The organism is Acinetobacter sp. CS-2 (assembly GCF_016599715.1).
In the GTDB taxonomy this organism is placed as follows: Bacteria; Pseudomonadota; Gammaproteobacteria; order Pseudomonadales; family Moraxellaceae; genus Acinetobacter.
Window position 1 is genome coordinate 2639394 of sequence record NZ_CP067019.1, and the last position, 26502, is coordinate 2665895.

A 26502-nucleotide genomic window follows, 5' to 3' on the forward strand; every position below is an offset into this window, starting at 1 on the left:
GTGTAGTTTTCAAAGAGTTATGCCATTATGTATTTTTTCCTCAAAGTTATTTCCCGATTTCCGTTGTCTTTTTTACAGCTTCTGGCATCCTGCATTGCAATTCTGCTGTACTCCTTCAATTCCTCACTCAAACGAATTACTGGCATCAATTTAAAGCTGGCTTATCCAGAACTGGATGAAACAGCCTACCAGGCTCTCCTCAAGAAAAGCTTAAAAAGTCAATGCATGACGTATATAGAATCAATCAAATGTTGGGGTATGCCACCTGAATACAGCTTAAATCAGATCAAAAATATTTACGGAGAACAGCATCTTACAGAAGCCTTAGCCAATAAAAAAGGCGTTATAGTTGTGGTTGCACATTTGGGCTGTTGGGAATTTTTAAATGCATGGCTGAATTTACATGCCGCCCCGATGATCATGTACAAGCCCAATAAGCATAAAGCGGTGGATCGCTTTATGCTAGAAGCGCGCCAGCGATTGAATGCCACACTTGTCCCCACCGATGAAAATGGCGTGCGTGCCATCTTTAAATATCTGAAGCAAGGAGGATTAACGGTCATTTTACCAGATCATCTTCCGAAAGCATCGGGAGGTATTTATTCAGAATTTTTTGGGCAAAAAACCTTATCTACTACGCTGGTGTCAAAACTGGCCAGTAAGACCCAATGCAATATAGTGGGCCTCAGTTGTATTCGTGATGAAACATCAGGTTTTAATGTGTATTGCTCACCACTATCCGATCAGATTTTATCGAAAGATTTACAAACTTCAGTTGATAGCCTAAATCAAAACCTTGAAAATATGATTAATGTTGCACCTGAGCAATATGTCTGGTCTTATAAGCGGTTTAGAAATGTTGAAGGGAATAAAAATCTTTATACATCTCAGGCACTAGATAAATAGCGATGCTATCTTCACCACCTGTAACCATAGAATCATGCTGATAGTGTTTTTTAGTTGAACTAACGCTATTTATACGCTATATACTTACCAATGATTGGTTTAAACACTAATAGCGAAACAGTCTATTTTTACTAAAATAGCATTTTAGGTGTACCCATGATTTTTATCGGTTAATTTATAGAGAGTTAAAGATTAATCTAGAATAGGGTTAATAAATATAGAAAGCATGAAATGAAAAAAATTTTATTTATTGTAGATGATCTAGGAAAAGGTGGAGCCGAAAAGATAACACTTGATCTGGCTTACACATTAGCAAAAAATGATAATTTAGTAACTCTTGCTGTTTTGAATTCAAGTAAAAATACCTTAGCCGTTGATTCATCTATTGAATATATTGATTTAAATATCAATCCAAAATTTGCATTTGGAAAACTCTGGAAATTTAAAGAACTTTCAAAAAAAGAGCAAGAAACCATTTCTTTACTAATTAATGAAAAAAATTTTGATCTTATTATCCTAGGTTTTCATAATGGTTATTATTTAGGTAATTACTTAACCCAGAAAAAAAATGTTTGGCATTGGATTCATGGAGATCTTTTAGAATTTAGAAAGTTCAATAATCCATTAAAGCAAATTAAAGAACATATTCGTTTTTTTAAGAATAAACGCAAATTTGCTAAATTATTTAAAAATAGAAATCTGATTACAGTAAACCGTGACCTAGAATCTAAAGCTCAAACCTATGCTCAACCAAAATCAACAGTCACCATTGCAAATGGGGTACAAGTATCAGATGACCTTATTGCTCAATCTCCATATACTGAAAAAAAATGGGATGTGATTTTTGTAGGACGTTTGGTTCCAATTAAACAAGTAGATCATGCAATTAAAGCATTTTCTATTAGTAATCTCACTGGTAAAATGGCAATTGTGGGAGATGGAACAGAGAGAGAAAAACTTGAAACTCTTACAAAAGAACTTAACATTTCTGACAGAATTGATTTCTTAGGTTGGATTGATAACCCTCATCAACTCATGCTACAGAGCAAATGCCTTGTTATGTGTTCTCTGTACGAAGGTAGCCCTGTAACATTAGCCGAAGCAATTGCCCTTGGCGTTCCCATCATCAGTTATAACTCTTCAGCTGGTATTGCAGATTTATTTACTATTGATACTGCAAAATTTGGATTAGTTCCTAAACAAAATATTAAAGCTCTTAGTTTTGCATTAGAAAAATGTGTGCAAAATCCTTATAAATATAACCAAGAATGTATAGATAAAGTGTGTATGGACAATATGCAGAAAAGAATTCTTCAATTATGTGATTAAAAACTTTATTTGCTTTTCATCAAGTATACTGACTTTGGCAAAAGGGTTAGTATAAAATATTTTAATTGTCTGATAGTGTAATATCTTATAGATAGAGATTTTTTAACCAACTCACAATATAAGTCATAGTCACTGCCAGTTTGATGAAATTGGCGAGCATATTGCAGTGTATACTTAGAATAAGTTTTTCTTAATTGTTCAAGTTTATATAAATCATTTTCTTCCACCAATTTCTTATCATATACTCTCATTATACCCATAGGTAAAATCGGGTTAATCTTTTTCCCAATAGTACTAATTCCAACATCTACACGGTATGCCCCCAACTCTTCATCTAAATGATAAATTAATCCTTTTTTAGCCTGCTCAATATGTATTTCAATATCTAATGCTTGAGGGTGTAATTCATCAAAATGATCAAACATAAAATCATTTCGGAACATTTTTGATGAATGTGCAAAAAAAGGTAAATTTAGATATAAATAATCTAAATCGAATTTACCCTTTTGATGGGTCCATTCTCGCACCTTATTTCCTTCAGCATCAATATATCGCATATCATGAGTACAGATGACACAATCTGAATTGGATTCCATGACATCAAATTGCCGTTGCAATTTATTCGGAAGAGCCAAGTCATCCCCATCGAGATGATAAATGTATTTACCTTTCGCTTTTCTATATACCGCCTTAAGATTTTCTAAAGGGCCAATATTTTTTTCATGAAAAACTGGAACTATAATATCGGGATATTTTAGTAAAAAATCTTCTATTATTTTTCTAGTTGAATCAGTAGAGCAATCATCTCCAATAATAACTTCGTACTGAAAATTTGTATTTTGATTTAGAATACTTTGTAAAGTCTGCTCTACAAATCTTTCTTGATTATAGGTAACAATACAGACTGAAACCAATATATTCATACTAAATAGATTCCTCATTTTTTAGTTTTATTTCTAACTCAAGTAAATCTTTTTTTCTCTCTTTAATTCGTTTTACAGGAGTCCCAATATAAATACCAAACTCTGAACAATTTTTATTTACTAAACTTAATGCACCAACAGCGACACCTATTTCTAAAGTCACACCAGGCAAAATCACACTTCCAGATCCAACAATTACATGCTTTCCAATTATTACATCTGAACTCGTCACATTTGTGTATTGACTAGGCACCATAGGATTCGTCATAAACTGACCACTATAATCATCATTACTACTATAGACCGAAACCCGAGATGAAAGTCCTGCAAAATCTTGAACTGAAATTTTCCCAGCCCCAATGAGACTCACACCAATCGCAAGATGGACATACTCACCAATTTCTATACCACCATCCCCGGCAGATAGTACTGAAAAATCATCTATACGAGTATTGCTACCAATACTAATATTTTTACAATTATAATAAGAGGCCTTATCTGAAAGTAAGCAATTTTCACCTATGTAACGAAAGCCCATGGCTTTAATTTGATCTTCTGTTAAAAAAGCCATCTTAATTATCCTTAATTAAATCAATAATTTTTTGCACTGACTCCATGCAAAGATTTGGATATAGTGGTAAGCAAAGCACTTGCTCTGATAAGCGTTTCGCTTCAGGGGTGTCTGATTGATATTCTTTATAAACAGTCAAATCAGTCATTATCGGATAAAAATATTTTCTTGCAAAAATATTATGGCGCTTCAATTTTTCAAATAACGCATCACGACTGAGTGGATATGATTCAGAAATAACGATGGGGAAATAAGAGTAATTATCTTTTTCTAAATCTATACGTTCTATACAACGTATACCTTTTGTATCTATGAATGAACTACGATAAATATGGTCTACCTTTTGACGCGCTGCTAATGTGCCATCTATATTCTTTAATTGCAATAAACCAAGTGCAGCATGTACTTCGCTCAATTTCCCATTCAAAGAAATATCATCTATTGTACTTTCATTCACAATCCCGAAATTTTTTAAACGATCTATACGCTGTTTCATTTCAGCGCTATGGCAAACGATTGCTCCCCCCTCAAAAGTATTAAATACTTTTGTAGTATGAAAGCTCATTACACTTAAATCACCATATTTTAATAAGCTTTTACCCTGATGTATTACACCAAAGGCATGGGCTGCATCATAAATTAGTTTAAGATTATTCTGATTGGCAATATCTTGTAATTTCTCTACATCACAAGGAATCCCATAACAATGTACCGGTAAAATCGCGACTGTCTTATCTGTAATTGCCATTTCAACTTTTATCGGGTCAATATTAGATGTTTGCGGATCAATATCAACAAAGACTGGCGTAAGTTTATTCCAAACTATCGAATGAGCCGTAGCAACAAAAGTATATGGTGTCGTAATCACTTCACCTTGTTCAAGTCCAAGTGCCTGTAGTGCTGTTACTAATGCAATCGTTCCATTATTAAATAATGAAATATAATCAACACCAAGATATTCACAAAGTTCTTTTTCCAACTGCTGATGCAACGGCCCACAGTTGGTTAAAATTTTATTATTCCAAATCTGCTCTAAATAAGGAATCAATTCCTCAAGCTCAGGTAAAACAGGTTGCGTTACATAAATTGGCTGAGTCATTTTTTAGTTTTCCACTAAAGAAATCAAATATTGCCCATAGTCATTTTTACTCATGCTTTGACCAATTTCTAAAACTTGTCCTTTGCTCAGCCAACCATTATTCAAAGCAATTTCTTCTAGACAAGCCACTTTGTAACCTTGACGCTTTTCAATGGTTTCTACAAATTGAGCAGCCTCCAGTAAGCTAGAATGTGTCCCTGTATCCAACCATGCAAAACCACGTCCAAGCAACTCTACATTTAAATCACCACGCTCTAAATACATCTGGTTTACAGTTGTAATTTCTAACTCACCACGTTCAGAAGGTTTAACCTGTTTTGCAATTTGAATCACATCATTATCGTAAAAATATAATCCTGTTACAGCAAAGTGTGATTTTGGATCTTTCGGTTTTTCTTCTAAAGATACCGCACGTTTTTGCTCATCAAACTCAACTACCCCAAAACGTTCTGGATCTTTCACTTGATAGCCAAATACAGTCGTACCTTTTTGACGTGACACAGCCTGACGCAACATTGGGGTAAAACCTTGACCGTAAAAAATATTGTCGCCAAGCACTAAGCAAACATTACTATCCCCAATAAAGCTTTCACCAATTATAAATGCTTGTGCTAAACCGTCTGGACTAGGTTGGACTGCATATTCAATCTGAATACCAAACTGAGAACCATCACCTAATAATCGTTTAAATCCATCAATATCGTCAGGAGTACTAATGATTAATACTTCACGAATACCCGCAAGCATGAGTACCGAAAGTGGATAATACACCATCGGCTTATCATAAATTGGGAGTAACTGTTTAGATACACCTTTAGTAATAGGGTATAAACGTGTACCCGAACCGCCTGCTAAAATAATACCCTTTGTTGTATTTGACATTATAAAGTTACACCTAATCGTTCACGTTGGTAACTGCCATCTTGCACACGACGACACCATTCCAAATTATTTAAATACCATTCAACAGTTTTACGGATACCGGTTTCAAAAGTTTCAGTTGGCGACCAACCTAACTCATTCTTGATTTTCGCTGCATCAATGGCATAACGTAAGTCATGCCCAGGACGATCTTTAACAAAAGTAATCAATGATTCATACGATTGACCACTACTTTGTGGTTTCAATTCATCCAAGATTTTGCAAATGGTTTTCACCACTTCAATGTTCTGCTTTTCGTTATGCCCACCAATATTATAGGTTTCACCCACTACTCCCTCAGTCACCACTTTATACAAAGCACGAGCATGATCTTCTACAAATAACCAGTCCCGAATTTGCTGACCATTACCGTATACAGGTAATGGCTTTGCATCTAGCGCATTTAAAATGACTAATGGAATCAGCTTTTCTGGAAAGTGGTAAGGACCATAATTATTGGAACAATTGGTCACAAGCACAGGTAAGCCATAAGTTCGATACCAAGCACGAACCAAATGATCAGAACTGGCTTTAGATGCTGAATATGGAGAACTTGGGGCGTATGAAGTTGTTTCTGTAAATAGATCGGTTGTCCCTTCTAAATCACCATAAACTTCATCAGTTGAAATATGATGGAAACGAAAGTGCTGTTTAGCTTCTGGTCCAAGATTCACCCAGTACTTTCGAGCAGCCTCAAGTAAAGTATAAGTACCAACAATATTGGTTTGAATAAAAGCTGCCGGACCATCAATTGAACGGTCCACATGTGATTCAGCTGCCAGATGCATAATTGCATCCGGTTGAAATGCTTCAATTGCTTTCGTGATTTGATCGGTTTCGCAAATATCCATTTGTTTAAACTGATATTTTGGACTTTGATCAATTTCTTTTAATGATTCTAGGTTACCAGCATAAGTCAATTTATCTATATTTAAAACTTCATGATCTGTATGTTTTATCAGATGTCGAATTACAGCTGAACCTATAAACCCTGCACCACCTGTAACTAATATTTTCATAACAAACTCAATACACCCAGATCAGAAAGACATTATTAATTAAGTACGGAATAAAGAAAATTATTCAATTTATCCGCAACTCTGCAGAATTGATATTCATTTTCAGCATCTTGGTATCCTGATCGTGCAATTTTACAAATTTGCTCAGGATGTTCAATGAAAAAAGTAAGATTATCAACCAAGTCTGTTATATCTCCACACTTTGCCATCAAACCATTTTCACCTTGTCGAATAATCTGCTGAACACTAATATGATCACTCGCAACCACTGGTTTCCCCCAGGCAAAAGCATCTAATATGGCTAAAGGTTGGGTATCATTCATGGTAGGGACAAGTGCAATATTGATATCGTTGTAAAATTTTCGTTTATCTTCACCACCAATCCAGCCTAAAAACTTAACTTCATTTTCTAAATTTAAATCTTTAACTTGCTGAATTAAAGTAGCTTTCTGCTCACCTTCCCCGGCAATCAGCAGCTTCACTTTATATCCTTGTTGCTTGAGTTGCTGTACCGCAGAAATTGCTAAATGTGTACCTTTATATTCAACCAAACGCGTCATAATGCCTAAGACAACTGGTTCACTCAGCATTTCAGAAAAAGAGGGCTGACTCTCAGGTAAGTGAATTAAATTTGAAATAATAGCCTGTGGTTTTTTAGTTAAATCTATACTTTTCTTTTTTGCCGCTACTGCAACACATTGCCCCACATAAGGGGTAATATGAATAAATCCATCTGCTCTCAGCGTTCTTTTCACATTATGACTGTGATTCATTGCAATCACAGGGCATTTGATTCGTGCAAAAAATATTGCATTTTTAAACAAATAAACTGCACGTCCACTGTGGGCAATCACAACATCTGGACGATAAGTACGCAACCACAAAGCCAGCTTTACTGCTGCTAGCAAATCATAAAACCCTGAACTGTTCAGACAAAATTTTGGATAATTTTCAGATTTTAAATTCTTATTTTCCTCACCATATACCAAGACACCCTCATGCCCTTTACTGGCTAAGGCATCAAAAGTATTGAGCATCGCTTGCCAACGACCACCCGAAGCATCGCCATATACAGTATGAATAATTTTTAATTTTTTCAAGAACAAGAGCCTATAAAGTAAATTTTACCAATTGTTTATTGGATCAACATTCTAATATTTTCAGTCTGGAGAAACCATCGTCTCTTTAAAAATAATTCCTTGCATATTCGCTTTACTTCAAGTCTCTGACAAGATTATAGAATTTTGTTACCATACAAAGTAGATAGAGCAAACGTTCAAATATGATGAAAAGCAAACCTAGTCTCGCAGTTCTCCTTATTCACGACCAACGGGCTGGACACTTAAACCCCAGTCTTGGCGTATATGACTGCCTAGAAACAGCTTATACAACAACCTTAGATAAAGTCGAAACTCCAAGCATAAAAAAATGGCAAATAAGCATATTGAAAAAGCTCAGTTGGTATCCTCCTTTATTTGATTTTTGCTCAACCATTTTTTTCAAAAAATTTCAGTCAAAGCAAAATATTGACTGTATTATTTGTTCAGGCATGCCAAATTTGCTCTATAGCATTTTTGTCAGTCGCAGATTAAAAGTTCCATTGTTTTACGCAGGTGATTTACGCAAAGTAAATGGACAACTGGTGAACTGTACAATTACAGCACTAGAACAAAATACTGCGTCGGACCAAGTTGTGCTTGCCACCCCACCAGTTAAAAAAGACTTTATTAATCTGCAACAGGATCAACTTGATCAAACCACTGCCTTGCTGATTTTAGGTGGTCCGACAGATGAGCATCCTTTTACATATGACGATTTTGAAAAAATCATCGATAAATTTATTGCATTTTGTACTCAAAATCAGCTGAAGGGGCTCATCACCAATTCACGCCGCACACCGAATTTAGATCGCTATTTTCAAAAGACCAAAATCCCTGAAAATATTCAATTGCATTTAGTTCAAACAAAAAATGCTTTATCTTTAGTTCAGCTTATTAAACAGGCCACTTATATTTTTGTCACAGAAGATAGTACATCTATGCTGGCTGAAACTATTCAAAGTGGTCGCTTCATCTGCTCAATTTATAATTCCAAGTCTATTTTAGAACCTTTAAATCAGAAATATCTTCAACATAAACTGATGCAACGACAAAATTTAGCAGCGGACTTTCAACATCCTGATTGTAAAAACACCCAAGCCTTGGATTTAACTAGACCTATTGTTCAGGCTTTTAAACGTAATTTAGGATATTAAAATGATTTCAGTCGTCCTCACTCACTACAATAAGGGTTTATTACTCAATAGAACGATCGATTCATTGCAACCCGAAGATGAAAATTTACATGAAATTATCGTGGTAGATGACTGTTCTACAGACCCAGAATGGCCAACTAATTATCAATACTTATTAGCCAATTATCCCAAAGTTAAAATTATCCAGAATACGGACAATAAAGGTCCTGCGGTTCGCCTAAATCAAGGTGCATTTGCTGCAACTGGTGATTACCTATTTTTCATGGACTCTGACGATATCCTGGCCCCAAATCGCTTAAATATGTTTTTACATGAGATGCAAAAACAGCAGGCAGATTTATGCTATGCAGAAAAAGTAAAGATTCACGATTTAAATGAAATTCAAAAACATACTATTGGAACCTGGGAATCTAGCACGACTCCTCTAAGCTATGTACTCGAAAATAATATTATGCAAATGTGTGTCATGTGTACACGTGAATTATTTTTAAAGTCTAAAGGCTGTAATGAAAATATATTTATTCAAGATGAATCGCTCGCCCTAAATTTAGCCAAATATTCTCAAAAAATTATTTCTAGCAATTTACATAGTGTTTTTGTTCTTTTAGATGAAACGGAAACCAAATCGGTTCGTGGAGAAAATCGTTTATCGCGCCACTTAGAGCAACAACACCACGATATGTTCTTTACAATTGATGACTTTATTCAGGATTATCCTGACATAAATGAACAAGATAAAAAGCTATTAACCAAAAAAGCACTTTCAACATACTGGAAAAGTATTCGTCACACCCCAAAGAAAAACTTTTCTGATTTTCTGATTTATTTAGCTGCGCGGATTAATCCTATTCAAACCTGGAATAAACATCACCAAAAGCTTACTACATATTTTAATCAATTAGATCATGTGCGTAAGATTAACAAAAGAGCGTAATTACGCTCTTTTGCCTAATTTCATTCGCAATTTCACCGCAAACAATGAATCCTTACCGCTGATTTTAATTCGCTGCAACTGCATAAAATCGGGCTGCTCTAAATCTATACCTTCTTTTGTGGTCACTGCATTGTGATAGCCTGCCTTTCGGACTAGCGCCACATCACGTGTAGAATAAATTCCAAAGGGATAAGCAAAGCTCGTCACTTCCTGCTGGATTAAGTTTTCCAATACCTGCTTGGATTGGGTTAATTCTACCAAACACTCTTCATCACTTAGTTTCGCCAAATTGGCATGGGTCATGGTATGTGAACCAATTTCGACCACGCCTGAATCTGCTAACAACTTTACTTGCTCATCATTCAACTTAGGCTCACGCGCCAGTTCACCACTATTATGATGCGCTTTTTTATAGGTTGACCAATCTCGATCATGTCGGTCTACCACTACATAAATGGTCGCTTTAGCCTGATACTTTTCTAATATTGGATAAGCATTTTCCAGATTATCCAGATAACCATCATCAAAGGTAATTGCCACGGTTTTTTCAGGGTGTCTACCCCAATTTTGTTGTAATTCCTGCATAGTCACAAAATGAAAGCCTTCTGCTTTCATCCATGCTACCTGCTTTTCGAATTCCGCCGGTTTTACTCGTAATTTATTAAACTTGGCACCATCAATATGGTCCCTGACCATGTGATACATTAAAACCCGAGGGCGTTTCCAGTCTACCGCTGGTTTCCACCATGCATATTGATAACTAAACGCCATGAATAAGACCAACAGGAGAATAAAAATATAAATCACAAGAGCAACCTGATTATTGTGCTAAAAGATATGTTGCCACACGCTCTGCTTCTTTAAAAGCATGAGGTTCAGGTAATGCTTGAATTGAATTACTATCAGAAACCAAATGAGATTGAATGATGTGATCAATCGATTGGGTAATCCGATCTTCTTTTAATCGATCAATCCCAATCACTCCCACCTTACAACCGGCTGTTAAAGCCTCGAAAATCATGGAAACACTATCTTCCGTGACCCAAACTGCGGCTGCCTGCTGCATTTCCTCAAAGATCCAGCCTTGCGGCGTATCCTCAACCGGAAAAATCTGTAACTGGCGGGCATAGACCTGTACAGATAAATGTTGAAGAAATTCTTTGGGCGTACGACGTGAAGTAGTCAGAATAATTTTACCGTCACGATGATTTTCTACGATCTGCTGAATTGCTGACAAAACTTTTGCTTCATTCCATTGATGGCGTTTGGAAGAACCACCTAAAGCTATCAAGATCTGACTGGCTTGATGGCGCTGCTCATTGACAATCGGGTTTAAAGCCCCTTGGGTAGTGATAACATGTTTTGATTCAGGCACACCATCATGTTCAGGAATGATGGCATAATCAAACCAACTGAAAGGAAAATTCGGCTTCATTAAAATAACCGTTTTTGCCTGAGGATATACTTTACCCAGTAGCAGAACCCGTGACTGGGTATGGCTGCCCACTCCCAAAATATAATCCGGCTGCTTTTCAAACAGTGCCAATTGATGACTCAACATGCCTTTTAAAAGCGTGAAAATTGGCAATTGCTGAATGGCGATTTCCTGAAAAGTTACTTCGCTATTGCTTATACGCTGCATGGCTTTATACAAACCGACTGCTTGCGAACGGTGTCCAGCTTTAGCATCACTAACGTAGACAATATGCATGTTTATTGTTTCCTTTTACACCATTAAGCATTGACATCCTCACCCACCTAAAAGGAGGGTGATTCCTACTGCTAGACGCTTATGCCCAAGCGCAAGTATGTTCTTAGCGGAATTTAAATCACGATGATTTATACTTCCGCACTCACATTCCCATACTCTTATTCGCAAATCTGTTCTACCTTGTGGACTGCTAGAGGTGATCTCACCACAGCACGAACAAATTTGGGTTGTGAACCTCTCACTAACTTCCTCAAACAATACCCCTGCGTTCTCGCATTTATACTTGAGTATTGTTTTGAGTGCTGAAAATCCTGTGTCCAAAACAGATTTCGCCATCTTGGTTTTCACCAGCTTTTTCGCACTTAAGTCACCTACAACAATCAGTGCATTTTCTTTCACAAGCAGAGTGCTTGCCTTATGCAAATGATCTTTACGACAGTTTGCAATCTTGGCATGTAATGCACGAACACGTTTTTTATTCCTTGCTCGTTGAGCTATACCTAATTTCTTTTCATATTTTTGATAGAATTTAGGATTTGAAATCACAGTACCATCTGAGCAGGTGGCTATATCTTTTAAGCCCAAATCAATGCCAATTGCTTTGGTGGCTGTAGGTTTCTCAGCTTTAGTGCTATCCACAACAAGACACACATACCACCGCCCACGACTATCCTCAACAAATGAGCCTGTTCTAACGCTGTATTTGCGTATACCGTAGCTATCCCACAGTTTGAATTGATGCTTGCCATATTGCACATATCCATCAGCATATTTAATCGCTACTTTTTTAAAGGGTATCCAACCAAGTGAACGCCTTGCTGACTTTTTGTTACTCACACGCCATTTTAATTTTGCTTTTCTAAACTGTTCTCTTTTACCAGCATATTCTTCTCTGATTGCATCCACCGTTTGACTATGCAAACCACACAATTTTGAAGTCCCTTTTGTGTATTTAGCCATATCAAATGCTGAGAAAAAGTCACCTGTTCTTTTCAGGTGTTTGAAACTTAAATCATTCACATAATTCCAAACAAAGTTAACCTCAGATGCTAATTGGTCTAGCACCTTGCAATGTTTGTCTTTTATGCGTAATTTAAGTGTTTTCATGAGCTTATATTAGCTCATGTTAAATTAAAGGTGTTGAGTTTTAAAAAACTCAACGACATTTCATGTCGTGTCGCATATATTTCTGCCCTGAAGGACAGAGTTTTACGCTCCATTTGATAAAAAAGGCGAAACTTTCGTTCCGCCTCCTCATCTTAACCAATCAACTTATTTTACGTAAGTTAACCAGTGTGCATATTTAGGATCTTTACCCTGAACTGCATCAAAGAATGCTTTCTGGATTTTTGTTGTAATTGGACCACGACAGCCTTCGCCAATGATACGGTCATCATATTCACGGATTGGAGTCACTTCAGCTGCAGTACCAGTGAAGAATGCTTCATCACCGATATAGAATTCATCACGGGTAATACGACGTTCAAATACTTCAATGCCCAAGTCTTTGGCAATGGTAATGATAGTTTGACGGGTAATACCGTCTAAAGCACCGCCAGCGATATCCGGTGTATGCAATGCACCATCTTTTACCAGGAATACGTTTTCGCCAGAACCTTGGCATACATAACCTTGCGGGTCCATCAACATTGCTTCATCATAACCCGAATGTGCCACTTCTTGGTGTGCAAGAATAGACAAGGTATAGTTACCGGAAGCCTTTGCCTTACACATGGTCACGTTTGGATGGTGATGGGTAAATGATGAAGTTTTAACGCGAATACCTTTCGCCATCGCTTCTTCACCCAGATAAGCACCCCAACCCCATGCTGCCACAGTGGCATGAATAGTATTATCCGTTGCAGCAATACCGAGTTTTTCCGAACCGATAAAGATAATTGGACGCAAATAGCATGAAGCTAATTTATTTTCACGTACTACATCAATTTGAGCCTGCTCAAGTGCTGCATGATCAAATGGAACCTTCATTTGATAGATTTTTGCAGAGTTAAGCAAACGCTTGGTATGATCTTGGAGACGGAAAATCGCGGTACCATTTGGTGTTTCATAAGCACGGACACCCTCAAAGACACCCATACTGTAGTGTAATGTATGAGTTAGGACGTGGATTTTCGCCTCACGCCAGTCAACCATTTGTCCATCTTGCCAGATAAAACCATCACGATCAGCCAAATTCATGGCACACACTCCAAATTTTTATACACAGTCATTTCTATCCAACGCAAAAGTTGCAGTTGGATCAATTAATCTTTGCCATAACTTGCAAACGACCTCTCGGGTATCGTACCAGTCGTCAGCTGCAACTTGCATGGATTGATTTGCAAGGGCTAAACGGTGGCTCTCGGCTCGTTCACGGAGATAAGCTTGAATCAATGCTGTCGCATCGGCGCTGGATAAGCGATCCGTTTTTGCGGCATCCTCAAGGATTCGTACGTTGTCGGAGTAATGGGCGAGATCAGGATTCGACCCACTCCATGCTAATACCGCATACTGTGCCATAAATTCGATATCAACGATACCACCTGCATCCTGTTTTAAGTGAAAAATCCCATCTTTTTGCTGCTCTTTGGAAGAGCCCAAATGGTCTTTCATTTTTTGACGCATTTTCAGCACTTCTGCTCGAACATTCGCCTCATCCCGTGGCTGGGTCAAAATGCGGCAGCGTAAATCTTCAAACTTTTCTCGCAGGGAAGCTTCACCGGCAATGGATCGGGCACGAACCAGCGCCTGATGCTCCCACACCCAGGCACTTTTTAATTGATATTGTTCAAAGGCTTTGAGGCTGGTCACCAACAGTCCCGCCTCACCCGATGGACGTAAACGGGTATCAATTTCATAGACCCGCCCATCTAAGGTTTGTGTGGTCATCAGCGACATGAATTTCTGTGCCACGCGTATAGCAAACTCAAAACCGCTAATAGGTTTAATACCATCGGTATCACCCTGTTCACTCATATAATGAATAAATACCAGATCCAAATCCGAGCCATAACCCAGTTCAATGCCACCTAGTTTGCCATAGCCTGCGACCGCGAATGCCATATGATCGAGTGAACAGCGCTGCCCCTCTACATCTAAAGGATAGCCATGCTTTTTAGCAGTAATTTGATAAGCCAGATTTAATGTCGCATTAACGGATACTTCTGCGATATCGGTTAATGCATCGGAGACTTTCATCAATGGACTTTCCGCCAGCACATCACTGGCTGCCACAGCCAATACATTAGATTTCTTGAATAAACGCAGCACGCGCATCTGATCTTCAACCTGATCAATCTCAATGCGCAACAGTTGCTGGCGCAGTGAATCTTCCAGATCCTTGCGTTTCGGCAATTCAAAATCCATTGATAAAAATTCGTCCAGCAGTACCGGATAATGGGTCAGTTCCTCACAAATCCATGGACTCACCGTGGCCATTTTCACCAGACGCTGCAGCGCACCCTTACTTTCAATCAACATTACCAGATACACGGTACGGCGCAGGACCGATTCGACCAAAGGCATCAAACGTAACAGTGCCACTTGTGGTTTATCAGACTGCAAAATCGCTTCAATCAGGTGTGGCCAAAACGTCTTTAAACGCTGTACGGCTTTGGCTGGCAATTTTTTCAGCGCATGCCCATTCCAGAATTCATGCACCAGATTTTTGGCATCTTCATCCAGCACTTCATTCAGCTGTTTCTCTAATTGAGTAAAGCTTTCAATTAACGGATCAGGTTCTTTTTCTTTAATCAAATGCTCAAACTGGTAGATGACCTTGGCGCGTTTTTGATTCAGTATCTCTAAAAATTGCTCCCAACTGTCAAAACCCAGCGTTTCAATCATGCGATTTCTTAAATCAGGTTCATTGGGCAAGGACTGGGTCTGCTGGTCATTGAGTGCCTGAATGGCATGTTCAATCCGGCGCAGGAACAGATAGGCATCTTCCAGTTCAAGTACGGCATTGTGTTCAAGAAGCCCCACTTCACCCAAATGATGCAGGCTGACCAGACACTGGCGATCCTGCAATTCAAGTTTTGAGCCACCATAAATCAATTGAAACACTTGAACGATGAATTCGACTTCACGAATTCCCCCTGCTCCAAGCTTGATATCATCTTCGATATTACGGCGTTGTACTTCGCGTTCAATCATCGCCTTCATTTCACGCATGGCTTCAAAGGCGGTGTAATCGACATATTTACGAAACACAAAAGGACGGGTCATCTCCAATAATTCATCACCTTCTGTTCCACCGGTGACTATGCGGGCTTTAATCCAGGCATAGCGCTCCCACTCACGGCCATGCTGGCTTAAATATTTTTCCAGGGCCACATGGCTAATCGCCAAAGCTGAACCATCCCCCCAGGGACGTAGGCGCATATCGACACGGAACACAAAACCGTCTGCGCTAATATGATCAAGCAGATAAATCAGCTTTTGCCCCCACAAAATACAAAACTGCTGTACATCAATACATTTGCGACCATTAGTTTCGCCCTGTTCATCAAAAGCAAAAATAAGATCAATATCACTTGAAAGGTTAAGCTCTTGTGCCCCGAGCTTGCCCATGGCTACCACGATTAAATCCTGCACCTCACCACCGTAGCCGATAGGCTCACCATGCTTGGCCACCAATGGAGCACGGGCAAAATTTTTAGCCGCGCAAATAGCAGCATCGGCAAAATCGGAAAGCTCGCGTGTCAGGGTTATCACATCCGTCAACCGGTTGGCGTCCTGCCAAATCCAGCGGAACATCAAGCGCGCACGAAGCACACGAATGGCATGCATCCAAGTGCTTTCATCTGTAATCTGCTCTAGCGTGTCATGAACAATGTTCTGGATTTGAATGGTGGTTAAAGGAAGGAGAAATTGATCAATTGCATAATCTTGTTCTAATAGAGCACTGTGTTTTCCCAACACCTGTTCTGCATATTGGCTCGCACGCAATGTGTTGTGCAATTGTTCCGCATTCATCTTAAAACCTTCAGCCTGATTTTTTTCTAGTTATAGCAGCTGAAAAGAAATAGTGGAAAAGAAAAATTGATTTTCTATCTTAAAGTGAAATTCACCTCCACCCGACAGTCAGGGTAGAGGTGAATTTCACAGATTTTAACCTTGTTGGTTTTGAATGTACTTTTTAATAATATCCAAAGGCGCACCACCACACGACCCTGCAAAGTAAGATCGTGACCATAAAACAGGCTTGGCATAGCTACCACGTAAATCTAAAAATTCATTCCTCATTTTTCTGCTTGTTACGGATTTTAAATTATTAACTAATTTACTGAGTTGAACTGTCGGTGGGTACTGAATAAGCATGTGAACATGATCTGCTTCACCATTACACTCTTTTAATTCTGCATCAAATTCTTTACATATCTCAGATACACACTCAATAAAATATTTATGGTGTAACTCACCTAAAATTTTCTTCCTGTACTTTGTAATAAATACCAAGTGTACGTGTAAATTAAAGACTGAATTGCGGTTTTTATATATTTCTGTCATTGATCGGGTGTTTATTTGGTGATAGTGTTATACATATATTACTACATGCACACTCATTGATGAAAATCAACAAAGCATACAAATTTAGGCTTGAGCCTAATGCGGAACAGGAGCTTGTTTTAAACAAGTTGCTTGGCTCTGCACGTTTTGTTTGGAATCAGGTTTTAGCCATTTCATTTGAAATGCTTGCCAAGAATGAACGCATCACCAAGGATAACCTGGTTAAGAAAATACCCGATCTCAGAAAAAAACCTGAATATGCTTTTTTAGAACACAGCTCAAATGGCGTTTCACTTCAACAAAAAGTTCGTGATCTTGGTGATGCTTGGGCTAGGTTTTTCAACCAAAAAGAACAAGCCAAATTAAAGCAAAAACCATTTAAAGCCAAAAAACCAAGATTCTTTAAGTTGACCGATGGTACTGAGCTTCAACTTAGACCACTTATGCCGCGATTCAAAAAGAAATCTGATGGTTATGATTCAATTCGTATTGTTCAATTTGATAGATATTGTTGGGTCAAAGGTAATCAAGTTAAGTTACCCAATGATATTGGTGTTGTGAAATTCAGAAAATCACAAGATATTCTTGGCACAATCAAAAATGTCACAATCTCAAAGCATGTTGGTAAGTGGTACATATCTTTTGGTGTTGAAAGCACAGTAGAAGCACCAATCCATCCATCAAAATCAGCGATTGGCATTGATTTAGGCGTTAAAAAGTTACTTACAACATCCAATGGTGATGTATTTAAACCAATCAATAGTTTTAAAGCCAATCAAGTCAAGTTGGCTAGACTTCAACGCAAGTTGAGAAAGAAAACCAAATTTAGTCAAAATTGGAAAAAACTAAACTTAAAGATCAATAAATTACACCATCATATTGCCAATATTCGGCATGACTACTTGCATAAAGTCACGACAACGCTCAGCAAAAACCACGCAATGATCGTAGTTGAGGACTTAAAAGTAGCCAATATGTCGAAGTCAGCAAAAGGTACAATCGAGAACAAAGGAACGAATGTAAAAGTTAAGTCAGGCTTGAACAAGTCAATCCTGGATCAAGGTTGGTCGATGCTTGTCGATATGTTGGATTACAAGCAACAATGGCGAGGTGGTTTACTCGTTAAAGTTGATCCTAGATATACAAGTCAGACTTGTAGCTCATGTGGTCACGTTGCAAAAGAAAACAGGCTCACTCAGGCAAACTTTAATTGTGTCGAGTGTGGCTTTAGCGAGAATGCGGATATTAATGCTTCTCGTAACATTTTGGCGGTAGGACATACCGTTTTGTCTGTGGAGGGTGGATGCGGTAAAGGTCGCCCTGTGAAGCAGAAAGCAAGTGAAATCCGTAAGGAAGTCACCTAAGAGCTTTTGCTTTTAGAATCCCTGAGAAACGAGTTTCGCAAGGAGCTAGTCGAAAGTGGAGGGAGTATGTCAAACTTTTACTTTTTCAATTTTAGGCTGTTCCTGGGCTAAAGCCTGATGGGCACTGGTAGCTGCCGGTAAAATCACGTTAAATGTCGTGCCTTCACCTTCTGTAGAATCTACAAAAATTTGCCCATGGTTCAAATCAATAAAACGCTTACACAAGACCAGGCCCAGACCGGTACCTTTTTCTCCTGCAGTCCCTTTAATACTGACCGTAACCGACTGCTGGAACAGCTGATCCATTTGCGCCCGACTCATCCCCAGACCGGTATCCCGTACATAAATATGCACCCCTGTTTCGGACTCATTTGCATGAATGATGACGCGCCCCGTACCATCGGTCAGGGTGAATTTCAAAGCATTCGAAACTAGGTTCTGTATCACTGAAGTAATCATGTTGATATCGGCATAGACCTTGATGCCTTCCTCAATCTGGTCAATTAACTGAATATTTTTCTTTACCGCCAAACTATGTAATACGTCACAAACAATCTTGCTTGACTGTTTTAATTCAAAATTAATGGGATGATAAATGAAACGTCCGCCTTCAGCCATTGCCCAGTTCAGCAGGCTTTCCAGCAGGTTATAAGTCGATTGTGCCGTATCATACAAATATTCAGCAATATTCTGTATGCTGGATTCATCCAGTGTTTCACGCTCTTGCGCCAGCACTTCTGAAAAGCCGAGCAAACCATGAAATGGGGCTCTCAGGTCATGGGCAATAATCTGGAAAAACTTGGTTTTACTGAAATTGAGCGCCGCTTGCTGCTCATACATTTCCTTCAGTTCAGCATGATCTGCCTTCAGTTCAATCATATGGATCAGACTGTTGGTCAAGTCACTGACATTGGTAATACTTTCAGGATGAAACGGTTTTTTCTGCTGATCAAAAAAAAGCGCCTGACCAATTGAAGTACCGTTACTTAAACGCAAATCAAAAGCCAGATAACGCTTGGCCTCTACGCCGAATTGACTCATATGCTGCACCAGATTCGGATATTGGCTATGCTGATGATCAATGAAATTACGCCCTTCAAAATAATGGCTTAAACCGGTTTCATCAGGCGAGCAAAAGGCCTTAAAACCATGCTTGGAGGAATACCAGATATAAGGCTCATGATGAAAAGCCAGTACCGCCTGTTCAGCACCAAGCATGTTGCGGGAAAACCTTAAAAAACGCTCAAGCTGATTCGTTGCTGTAAAAACGCCTAACAATAGTGAGATTTTACATGCACTAAGCTGCTCAGTTTCCGAGCCTATTTCAAGCAACTGCATTTTCATATTTGATTCATCCAATCACTATTATTTGTTGTTTTAAAGAAATAATTATCATGTTTCATCTTATTAACAAAGTTTCATATTGAAGACAATGAATAAAGACAAACAGTGACAATTTATACCCAATATTGACTCTAGTTTTCACCTTGGCATCAAAAGCATACCGCAATTCGGTGGTGTTTCAAAAAGTATGCTGACATTAAATGAAGCCATTATTGATGTAAAAAAAGGTTAAGTCGAAAGCTTTAAAATGGTTTTCAATCTTTTTTGAAAAATTACAACTCCTTCTAAAACCGCGCCTAATTCGATGCCTTATTTTGCAATTATTACCTTCAATACCTACAGTAAAAAATTTACCAATACTTTGCTTGCAGTTTTTAAAAGCAGTTATGAAACTGTCCCAATGATCACTTGCAATTCGGGTGTAGTGAATACCTAATTGTTTAAGCTTTGTCTTCAATCGTTGAACTGTAGCTAAGTCTCTTTTACCCCAAACATAAGCAACAATCTCACCTGTTTCTCGATGGTAGGCGTAAATAAGCCATTGTTTATTATTTTTATTTCCCACAAAAGTCCAAAACTCATCAACTTCAAGAGACTCATAATGACTTTGTTTAGGCTGAATTTGGTAGGTCGATTCGGTTAAAGTACGTAAAACTTTACCGATACTGATTCGCTCAACTTCAGCGATATCTCGTATACCACTACCTCTGACCATCAACTGTAATATTTTTCGAGTAATGCCTGAATTACATCCTAGATAGCTCAGAGCATGGTCACCAATAAACTGACGTTTACAGTCTTTGCACTGATAGTTTTGTTTCCCATCTACTTTGATGCCATTTTTCTTTATACTGTCACTGAGGCAGGTTGGACATTTGATTTCTAGAGTTATTCGCATTTCTCTATTTTATCAAAATTCAACCTGCTTTGTTTCAGCATACTTTTTGAAACACCACCCGCAATTCTATTCAAACAATAAAAAACCAATCTATTATTAATCACTTATATTGTTTGAATATATATCCCGAGGGTCGGACTCGAAGCGAAAATCTAAAGCTATCCTTAATCAACATTTGACTACAATAGCATGGTTTCCAGTTTTCATCGGGACAGTCCGATGATTAAGTGTTTAGCTCATCATCCATTTGTTAAACACGGCACAATTGATCAGCTCATCATTCAATTGTTCAGGCATACTCTATGTTACAGAAATCATCGTAGAGCAAATTGCCATATTTCTTGCGCAAAAATTGAAAAATCATCTTTTTTAGCCTTGCTGTTTTTTTGAGTCTCCCTCTTAACGCATTTCCTGTTTCTCTAGGACTGTCCTGTTCAAATACTGCTGCTCAGAACAGCTATTCATTTATTTAACTTCTTCTTTTACATCAGATCTGCAACCCATTTTCGATGACAGTAATGATTATGATTGTTGCCAGCACACTTTTCAGCGCAGTCATGAATAACAATAATAAATGCTTATCTCCCCCAAATAATTGTCCAATCAATCTAAGAAAAATTTACCTCTTCTTCCCCGCTAGATAATTTATTTCCATGATACCCAACATGTCCTAAGTAATTAGTTTATAAATCGGCAAAAAATCGCTCGCCGGTTTTTTTTATGCAGGAGGCATTCATACAAATAAGTTATTGATAATAATAAATTATATAACTTATTAAGCAAGATTCTCTACTTATATGACCAAATACGGGGAGTTGCCACATGAGAGACCGGAAGCCTCACCCCGATTCGAAAAATAACTAAATTTCACGTAGAATAGGGGGATTGGTGAACAACACTGATGTATACAAATTTTCAGCCAAAGACCAATATGCAAGATATTGCTGTTCGGCTGAGGTGCAAATAAGCGCCAATACTTTTAATGTTTTATTTAAGCAAACCGGTTCGCAGAACTGAGCCAAAAGCTCGGTACTGACAAACTCAATCTAAAGCAAGGGGCTATATATGGCTGGTGGAAAGTCAAAAATCATTTACACATTGACCGACGAGGCGCCACTATTGGCGACCTACTCCCTGCTGCCGATCATTGAAACCTTTACCAAGCCAGCTGGTGTAGAGATTGTTAAAAAAGACATCTCTGTAGCCGTACGTGTGCTTGCAGAATTTACGGACTTCCTCAGCGATGAGCAAAAAGTACCGAATACCCTGGCAGAGCTTGGCAATCTCACACAAGACCCAGACACTAATATCATTAAACTCCCAAATATTAGTGCGTCAGTTGGCCAGTTGATAGCTTGTATCAAGGAACTTCAATCGAAAGGCTACGCTCTTCCTGACTATCCGGAAAACCCGGTGACTGAGGAAGAAAAAGCAATTAAAACACGTTACAGCAAATGCCTCGGTTCTGCTGTAAACCCGGTTCTGCGTGAAGGTAACTCTGACCGTCGCGCGCCGACTGCTGTAAAAAATTATGCGAAAAAACACCCGCACTCAATGAGCGAGTGGAAACAATGGTCACAAACTCACGTTTCACACATGGATGAAGGCGACTTCTACCACGGTGAAAAATCAATGACACTTGACCGTGCACGCAATGTAAAAATGGAACTCATCACCAAGTCTGGTGAAAGCATTGTTCTCAAGCCGAAACTTGCTTTGCTTGATGGTGAAATCATTGACTCAATGTTCATGAGCAAGAAAGCGCTTTGCGATTTCTATGAAAAAGAACTTGAAGATTGCCGTGAAGCAGGCATTTTGTTCTCTTTACACGTTAAAGCAACCATGATGAAAGTTTCACACCCGATTGTATTCGGTCACTGTGTGAAAATTTACTACAAAGATGCATTTGAAAAACACGGTAAACTGTTCGACGAATTAGGCATTAACGTAAACAACGGTATGGCTAATCTTTACGAAAAGATTGCAACCTTACCAGAGTCACAGCGTGACGAAATCATCCGTGACCTGCACGCGTGTCAAGAACACCGCCCAGCACTGGCGATGGTTGACTCAGCTAAAGGCATCACCAACTTCCATTCTCCTAACGACATCATTGTAGATGCTTCTATGCCTGCAATGATCCGTGCCGGTGGTAAAATGTGGGGTGCTGATGGTAAACAGTATGATGCTAAAGCAGTCATGCCTGAATCTACATTCGCACGTATTTACCAGGAAATGATCAATTTCTGTAAATGGAATGGTAACTTCGACCCACGTACCATGGGTACTGTGCCAAACGTTGGTTTGATGGCACAAAAAGCTGAAGAATACGGTTCACACGACAAGACATTCGAAATTCCTGAAGCAGGTATTGCGAACATCACTGACCTTGAAACAGGTGAAGTGTTGATGTCACAAAACGTGGAAGAAGGCGATATCTGGCGTATGTGTCAGGTGAAAGATGCTCCGATCCGTGACTGGGTGAAACTTGCAGTAACTCGTGCACGTAACTCTGGCATGCCTGCGATCTTCTGGCTTGACCCGTACCGTCCACATGAAAATGAACTGATCAAGAAAGTACAAAAATACTTGAAAGATCACGACACAACTGGTTTAGACATTCACATCATGTCTCAAGTTCGTGCAATGCGTTATACGCTTGAACGTGTTGCTCGCGGTCTGGATACCATTTCTGTAACAGGTAACATTCTTCGTGACTACCTCACAGACTTGTTCCCAATCATGGAACTGGGTACTTCTGCAAAAATGTTGTCTATCGTACCGTTAATGGCCGGTGGTGGCATGTACGAAACTGGTGCTGGTGGTTCTGCACCTAAACACGTACAACAACTTGTAGAAGAAAACCACTTGCGTTGGGATTCTTTAGGTGAGTTCTTGGCACTTGCAGTGTCATTAGAAGAAATGGGCATTAAAGAAGACAACGCTCGTGCGAAACTTCTTGCGAAGACACTTGATGCTGCGACTGGTAAATTGCTTGACAATGACAAGTCTCCATCACGTCGTACTGGCGAGCTAGATAACCGTGGTAGTCACTTCTACCTGGCTAAATTCTGGGCTGAAGAGCTTGCTACACAAGACGAAGATGCTGAGCTTAAAGCGAAGTTTGCTCCTCTTGCGAAAGCACTTGCCGAAAACGAAGAGAAAATCGTTGCTGAACTTGCAGAAGTACAAGGTAAGGCTGTAGATATCGGTGGTTACTTCGCTCTTGATCAAGAGAAAGTAAATGCAGTAATGCGTCCAAGTGCTACCTTTAATGCTGCACTTGCTTCAATCTAAGCTTTTCCAGAACTGACGAAAGTTAGTGATGTAAAAAACCGGCGTTTAGGCGCCGGTTTTTTATTGTCATCAAAAACTTTAAGACTCTAAATTAAAGTATGATGCATCATAAAACTGATCAATATACTGCGATACATTATTAATTTTAAAATTGTTAAATATTTCTCTCCCTCTAAAATCTTCTAAAAGATCGGGATACAATGGAGCTATAAAAAAAGTAGCATTTGCTCAGATGTTGATATCAATCCTTTCAAGACGTTCATGTATAAATTTTTTTCTTTATCTGTGAGACCCGCATTATCTACAAGGAGATAAATACTTTTATAAATTTTAAAATATGAATATATTGAAAGCACTGCTTTCTTATTATTAATTTTCACAAGATATTCATGATAGTGAGTTTTTAAAATATTAAGATCTATCTCTTTATCGAATTTTGATAATTCAGTTATAAAAAATGAACTTATGTCATCAAAAACTTGTAACCCCGATGTTTCAACACTTTGATGATCTTTGACTTTTATGGCATTTAACAAATCATTTTTATAATAAACTAATGAATAAAATCTAGAATCGAAATTAGATTTTTTTAACTCTTCCATCTGTTCTTTATGATTTGATTGAATCATCTCTAACTGTTGAATTAAAGAGAATTCACTCTATTCTAATTGCTTTCTAGTCAAATCTTTTGATTCTTTATTTGCTTTACGCTGCAAATAAGCTGAATACATAACAATAAGCAATGTAACTGACGTGAAAAGTGTATTTAAACTTCCATATATATCTCCTAAAGCTCCAAAATCCTTTAATTCAGTTTCTTTAGCCCCGATTTCCCCCATAACCCACTTGAATAACAAAGGAAAAATACACCAGGCAATAATTAATACGACAAGAGCAACAATAATAAATACAATTTTCTGAATACCGTTCAACCCCATAATATATCCTAAAGAATAGTTTTTAATTTAAGTTATAAAAAGAATACCAATAGATATTTCTAAAAATATATTATATTAATTTTTATTAATCATCAGGCAATAAAAAACCCCAAGACTTAATATGCTTGGGGTTCTTCAAAATCTTGGTCCCGAGGGTCGGACTCGAACCGACACGTCATCTCTGACAGCGGATTTTGAGTCCGCCGCGTCTACCAATTTCACCACCTCGGGAAAGGTGTTGCAAGCTGATCAGCTTGTGGTGGCTATATTACTCTCAAACTTGAAATTGTCAATTATCTAATTTATCCGATCGCTCAATTTTAAATCAAAATCAAAAACTTTGTTTTAAAAAACATCACATATCATCAGTTTTGTGCTTTTCCAGCCTATAATGCTGATGTTTTTCTTATTTCAATACATTGAAGATGCAACTTTCTGACTTTAACTTTGATCTCCCTGACGAGCTGATCGCCCGTTACCCGCTTGAAACCCGTAGTGCTTCACGCCTTTTGCATCTTGATGCTCAAGGTCAATATCATGACCATCAATTTACAGATATTCTAAATTTACTGAATGAAGGTGATTTGCTGGTTTTGAATGATACCAAGGTCATGAAAGCACGTCTGAAAGGTAAACGTGCCACTGGGGGTGCGGTTGAAGTTTTGGTGGAACGCATGTTGGACAAGTTCATTGCGCATTGCCATATTAAAGCCAGTAACTCGCCAAAAGAAGGCGCAGAATTGTTCATTGGTCCAGATGAAGTAAAAGTCACAGTCAAAGGTCGTCATGAAAACCTGTTTATTGTCGAGTTTTCTCAGCCCATTTTAAATGTTCTAGATTTATATGGTGCTTTGCCAATTCCGCCTTATTTCAACCGTGAAGCAGAATCAATTGATACCGAGCGTTATCAGACCGTTTTTAATGACCCAACTAAACTGGCCAGTGTTGCGGCCCCGACTGCCAGTCTGCATTTTGACGAAGCTTTGTTGAAAAAACTGGAAGAAAAAGGCATCCAGAAAACCTTTGTGACCTTGCATGTCGGTGCAGGAACCTTCCTTCCGGTACGCACTAACGATATTGAAAACCATATCATGCACAGTGAATGGTGTGATGTGTCTGATGAATCTATGGCACTGATCAAAGCCACCAAAGCGCGTGGCAATAAAGTCATTGCTGTCGGTACAACTGCAACCCGTGCCACTGAAAGCGCTGCACAGGCCAATGGCGGTGAGTTAAAAGGCTGGACGGGTGATACCCAAATCTTCATTTACCCGGGTTACCAGTTTAAAGTGGTTGATCGTCTGATTACCAACTTCCATCTTCCTGAATCAACGTTATTGATGCTGGTTTCGGCATTGTCGAATCGTGATAATATTTTAGCTGCCTATCATCATGCGGTAGAAGCCAAATACCGTTTCTTCAGTTATGGCGATGCCATGCTGGTTGATAAAATCATACCTTAATTATTGTTGATAATAAGAAG

23 protein-coding genes and 1 tRNA gene are annotated in these 26502 nt (G+C 38.5%); 7 read left to right on the forward strand and 17 right to left on the reverse strand.

The window, feature by feature from the left end:
- Positions 1 to 27 precede the first annotated feature (27 nt).
- Both JFY49_RS12935 and JFY49_RS12940 read left to right on the forward strand, forming a co-directional pair.
- The gene (locus tag JFY49_RS12935) at positions 28 to 906 is read left to right on the forward strand and encodes a lysophospholipid acyltransferase family protein (protein ID WP_200223147.1); all 879 of its coding nucleotides are present in this window, start codon (positions 28 to 30) and stop codon (positions 904 to 906) included.
- Between the two features lie 231 nt (positions 907 to 1137).
- Positions 1138 to 2235 carry a glycosyltransferase gene (locus JFY49_RS12940; RefSeq protein ID WP_200223149.1) on the forward strand — a complete coding sequence of 366 codons (1098 nt, stop codon included), beginning with the start codon at positions 1138 to 1140 and terminating at the stop codon, positions 2233 to 2235.
- A 5-nt stretch (positions 2236 to 2240) separates the two neighbouring features.
- On the opposite strand, the gene JFY49_RS12945 is transcribed toward JFY49_RS12940, so the two are convergent.
- The 6 genes from JFY49_RS12945 to JFY49_RS12970 are packed head-to-tail and all read right to left on the reverse strand — an operon-like array spanning position 2241 to position 7868.
- Entirely contained in the window at positions 2241 to 3158 is a 918-nt protein-coding gene (locus JFY49_RS12945) for a glycosyltransferase family 2 protein (protein WP_180042856.1), read from the reverse strand.
- Position 3159: 1 nt separating this feature from the next.
- Positions 3160 to 3729, reverse strand: coding sequence for an acyltransferase (locus tag JFY49_RS12950; protein WP_200223150.1), 570 nt, complete (start codon positions 3727 to 3729; stop codon positions 3160 to 3162).
- Position 3730: 1 nt separating this feature from the next.
- Positions 3731 to 4828, reverse strand: coding sequence for a DegT/DnrJ/EryC1/StrS family aminotransferase (locus JFY49_RS12955; RefSeq protein WP_200223151.1), 1098 nt, complete (start codon positions 4826 to 4828; stop codon positions 3731 to 3733).
- A 3-nt stretch (positions 4829 to 4831) separates the two neighbouring features.
- Complete coding sequence (gene rfbA, locus JFY49_RS12960; protein ID WP_200223152.1) at positions 4832 to 5710, reverse strand: glucose-1-phosphate thymidylyltransferase RfbA; 879 nt, start codon at positions 5708 to 5710, stop codon at positions 4832 to 4834.
- On the reverse strand, positions 5710 to 6768 hold the full coding sequence (rfbB, locus tag JFY49_RS12965) for a dTDP-glucose 4,6-dehydratase (protein WP_200223153.1): 1059 nt from the start codon (positions 6766 to 6768) through the stop codon (positions 5710 to 5712). The genes rfbA and rfbB overlap by 1 nt, the downstream gene beginning before the upstream one ends.
- 35 nt (positions 6769 to 6803) lie before the next feature.
- On the reverse strand, positions 6804 to 7868 hold the full coding sequence (locus JFY49_RS12970) for a glycosyltransferase family 4 protein (RefSeq protein ID WP_200223154.1): 1065 nt from the start codon (positions 7866 to 7868) through the stop codon (positions 6804 to 6806).
- A 185-nt stretch (positions 7869 to 8053) separates the two neighbouring features.
- Between JFY49_RS12970 and JFY49_RS12975 the strand changes: the two genes are divergently transcribed.
- Positions 8054 to 9022 (forward strand): ELM1/GtrOC1 family putative glycosyltransferase, encoded by a 969-nt coding sequence (locus tag JFY49_RS12975; protein ID WP_200223155.1) that lies wholly within the window; start codon positions 8054 to 8056, stop codon positions 9020 to 9022.
- Between the two features lies 1 nt (position 9023).
- Positions 9024 to 9956, forward strand: a complete 933-nt coding sequence (locus tag JFY49_RS12980; protein ID WP_200223156.1) for a glycosyltransferase family 2 protein — start codon at positions 9024 to 9026, stop codon at positions 9954 to 9956.
- On the opposite strand, the gene JFY49_RS12985 is transcribed toward JFY49_RS12980, so the two are convergent.
- The 6 genes from JFY49_RS12985 to tnpA form a co-directional block, all read right to left on the reverse strand.
- Positions 9957 to 10763, reverse strand: coding sequence for a polysaccharide deacetylase family protein (locus JFY49_RS12985; RefSeq protein WP_200223157.1), 807 nt, complete (start codon positions 10761 to 10763; stop codon positions 9957 to 9959).
- A gap of 13 nt (positions 10764 to 10776) precedes the next feature.
- Positions 10777 to 11667 carry an ELM1/GtrOC1 family putative glycosyltransferase gene (locus JFY49_RS12990; RefSeq protein WP_200223158.1) on the reverse strand — a complete coding sequence of 297 codons (891 nt, stop codon included), beginning with the start codon at positions 11665 to 11667 and terminating at the stop codon, positions 10777 to 10779.
- A gap of 39 nt (positions 11668 to 11706) precedes the next feature.
- Entirely contained in the window at positions 11707 to 12774 is a 1068-nt protein-coding gene (locus JFY49_RS12995; protein WP_200223159.1) for an RNA-guided endonuclease InsQ/TnpB family protein, read from the reverse strand.
- Between the two features lie 165 nt (positions 12775 to 12939).
- Positions 12940 to 13866, reverse strand: a complete 927-nt coding sequence (locus JFY49_RS13000; RefSeq protein ID WP_166171246.1) for a branched-chain amino acid transaminase — start codon at positions 13864 to 13866, stop codon at positions 12940 to 12942.
- Positions 13867 to 13884: 18 nt separating this feature from the next.
- Entirely contained in the window at positions 13885 to 16644 is a 2760-nt protein-coding gene (gene glnE / locus JFY49_RS13005; protein ID WP_200223160.1) for a bifunctional [glutamate--ammonia ligase]-adenylyl-L-tyrosine phosphorylase/[glutamate--ammonia-ligase] adenylyltransferase, read from the reverse strand.
- A 135-nt stretch (positions 16645 to 16779) separates the two neighbouring features.
- Positions 16780 to 17178: an IS200/IS605 family transposase gene (gene tnpA, locus JFY49_RS13010; RefSeq protein WP_180082749.1), complete on the reverse strand. Its 399-nt coding sequence runs from the start codon at positions 17176 to 17178 to the stop codon at positions 16780 to 16782.
- Between the two features lie 59 nt (positions 17179 to 17237).
- Here tnpA and JFY49_RS13015 point away from each other — a divergent pair, with 59 nt between their 5' ends.
- Positions 17238 to 18542, forward strand: coding sequence for an RNA-guided endonuclease InsQ/TnpB family protein (locus tag JFY49_RS13015; RefSeq protein WP_200223161.1), 1305 nt, complete (start codon positions 17238 to 17240; stop codon positions 18540 to 18542).
- Positions 18543 to 18611: 69 nt separating this feature from the next.
- On the opposite strand, the gene JFY49_RS13020 is transcribed toward JFY49_RS13015, so the two are convergent.
- On the reverse strand, positions 18612 to 19886 hold the full coding sequence (locus tag JFY49_RS13020) for a sensor histidine kinase (protein WP_200223162.1): 1275 nt from the start codon (positions 19884 to 19886) through the stop codon (positions 18612 to 18614).
- A 196-nt stretch (positions 19887 to 20082) separates the two neighbouring features.
- Positions 20083 to 20784 (reverse strand): IS1-like element ISPa14 family transposase, encoded by a 702-nt coding sequence (locus tag JFY49_RS13025; RefSeq protein ID WP_001223318.1) that lies wholly within the window; start codon positions 20782 to 20784, stop codon positions 20083 to 20085.
- A 1065-nt stretch (positions 20785 to 21849) separates the two neighbouring features.
- Here JFY49_RS13025 and JFY49_RS13030 point away from each other — a divergent pair.
- Entirely contained in the window at positions 21850 to 24081 is a 2232-nt protein-coding gene (locus JFY49_RS13030) for an NADP-dependent isocitrate dehydrogenase (protein WP_180082751.1), read from the forward strand.
- Positions 24082 to 24287: 206 nt separating this feature from the next.
- Here JFY49_RS13030 and JFY49_RS13035 read toward each other — a convergent pair whose 3' ends face one another.
- The 3 genes from JFY49_RS13035 to JFY49_RS13045 form a co-directional block, all read right to left on the reverse strand.
- A complete protein-coding gene (locus tag JFY49_RS13035) occupies positions 24288 to 24683 on the reverse strand; it encodes a putative phage abortive infection protein (protein WP_200223164.1) in 396 nt (131 codons plus the stop codon).
- A 57-nt stretch (positions 24684 to 24740) separates the two neighbouring features.
- Positions 24741 to 25019 carry a hypothetical protein gene (locus JFY49_RS13040; RefSeq protein WP_180174413.1) on the reverse strand — a complete coding sequence of 93 codons (279 nt, stop codon included), beginning with the start codon at positions 25017 to 25019 and terminating at the stop codon, positions 24741 to 24743.
- A 144-nt stretch (positions 25020 to 25163) separates the two neighbouring features.
- Positions 25164 to 25250 (reverse strand) — tRNA-Leu (locus JFY49_RS13045).
- A 194-nt stretch (positions 25251 to 25444) separates the two neighbouring features.
- On the opposite strand from JFY49_RS13045, the gene queA reads away from it, so the two are divergent.
- On the forward strand, positions 25445 to 26482 hold the full coding sequence (gene queA / locus JFY49_RS13050) for a tRNA preQ1(34) S-adenosylmethionine ribosyltransferase-isomerase QueA (protein ID WP_180174414.1): 1038 nt from the start codon (positions 25445 to 25447) through the stop codon (positions 26480 to 26482).
- The last annotated feature ends 20 nt before the right edge of the window (positions 26483 to 26502 follow it).

Bases quoted from the DNA above. Each gene is read 5' to 3' on its own strand.
- JFY49_RS12975 (WP_200223155.1), top strand. From the start codon at position 8,054: ATGAAAAGCAAACCTAGTCTCGCAGTTCTCCTTATTCACGACCAACGG.
- JFY49_RS12935 (WP_200223147.1), top strand. From the start codon at position 28: ATGTATTTTTTCCTCAAAGTTATTTCCCGATTTCCGTTGTCTTTTTTA.
- JFY49_RS12990 (WP_200223158.1), bottom strand. From the start codon at position 11,667: ATGCATATTGTCTACGTTAGTGATGCTAAAGCTGGACACCGTTCGCAA.
- JFY49_RS13020 (WP_200223162.1), bottom strand. From the start codon at position 19,886: ATGAAAATGCAGTTGCTTGAAATAGGCTCGGAAACTGAGCAGCTTAGT.
- JFY49_RS13035 (WP_200223164.1), bottom strand. From the start codon at position 24,683: ATGGAAGAGTTAAAAAAATCTAATTTCGATTCTAGATTTTATTCATTA.
- glnE (WP_200223160.1), bottom strand. From the start codon at position 16,644: ATGAATGCGGAACAATTGCACAACACATTGCGTGCGAGCCAATATGCA.
- JFY49_RS12950 (WP_200223150.1), bottom strand. From the start codon at position 3,729: ATGGCTTTTTTAACAGAAGATCAAATTAAAGCCATGGGCTTTCGTTAC.
- tnpA (WP_180082749.1), bottom strand. From the start codon at position 17,178: ATGACAGAAATATATAAAAACCGCAATTCAGTCTTTAATTTACACGTA.
- JFY49_RS12995 (WP_200223159.1), bottom strand. From the start codon at position 12,774: ATGAAAACACTTAAATTACGCATAAAAGACAAACATTGCAAGGTGCTA.
- JFY49_RS13000 (WP_166171246.1), bottom strand. From the start codon at position 13,866: ATGAATTTGGCTGATCGTGATGGTTTTATCTGGCAAGATGGACAAATG.
- JFY49_RS13025 (WP_001223318.1), bottom strand. From the start codon at position 20,784: ATGCGAATAACTCTAGAAATCAAATGTCCAACCTGCCTCAGTGACAGT.
- JFY49_RS12945 (WP_180042856.1), bottom strand. From the start codon at position 3,158: ATGAATATATTGGTTTCAGTCTGTATTGTTACCTATAATCAAGAAAGA.
- rfbB (WP_200223153.1), bottom strand. From the start codon at position 6,768: ATGAAAATATTAGTTACAGGTGGTGCAGGGTTTATAGGTTCAGCTGTA.
- JFY49_RS13030 (WP_180082751.1), top strand. From the start codon at position 21,850: ATGGCTGGTGGAAAGTCAAAAATCATTTACACATTGACCGACGAGGCG.
- queA (WP_180174414.1), top strand. From the start codon at position 25,445: ATGCAACTTTCTGACTTTAACTTTGATCTCCCTGACGAGCTGATCGCC.
- JFY49_RS12980 (WP_200223156.1), top strand. From the start codon at position 9,024: ATGATTTCAGTCGTCCTCACTCACTACAATAAGGGTTTATTACTCAAT.
- JFY49_RS12955 (WP_200223151.1), bottom strand. From the start codon at position 4,828: ATGACTCAGCCAATTTATGTAACGCAACCTGTTTTACCTGAGCTTGAG.
- JFY49_RS13015 (WP_200223161.1), top strand. From the start codon at position 17,238: ATGAAAATCAACAAAGCATACAAATTTAGGCTTGAGCCTAATGCGGAA.
- JFY49_RS12940 (WP_200223149.1), top strand. From the start codon at position 1,138: ATGAAAAAAATTTTATTTATTGTAGATGATCTAGGAAAAGGTGGAGCC.
- JFY49_RS13040 (WP_180174413.1), bottom strand. From the start codon at position 25,019: ATGGGGTTGAACGGTATTCAGAAAATTGTATTTATTATTGTTGCTCTT.
- rfbA (WP_200223152.1), bottom strand. From the start codon at position 5,710: ATGTCAAATACAACAAAGGGTATTATTTTAGCAGGCGGTTCGGGTACA.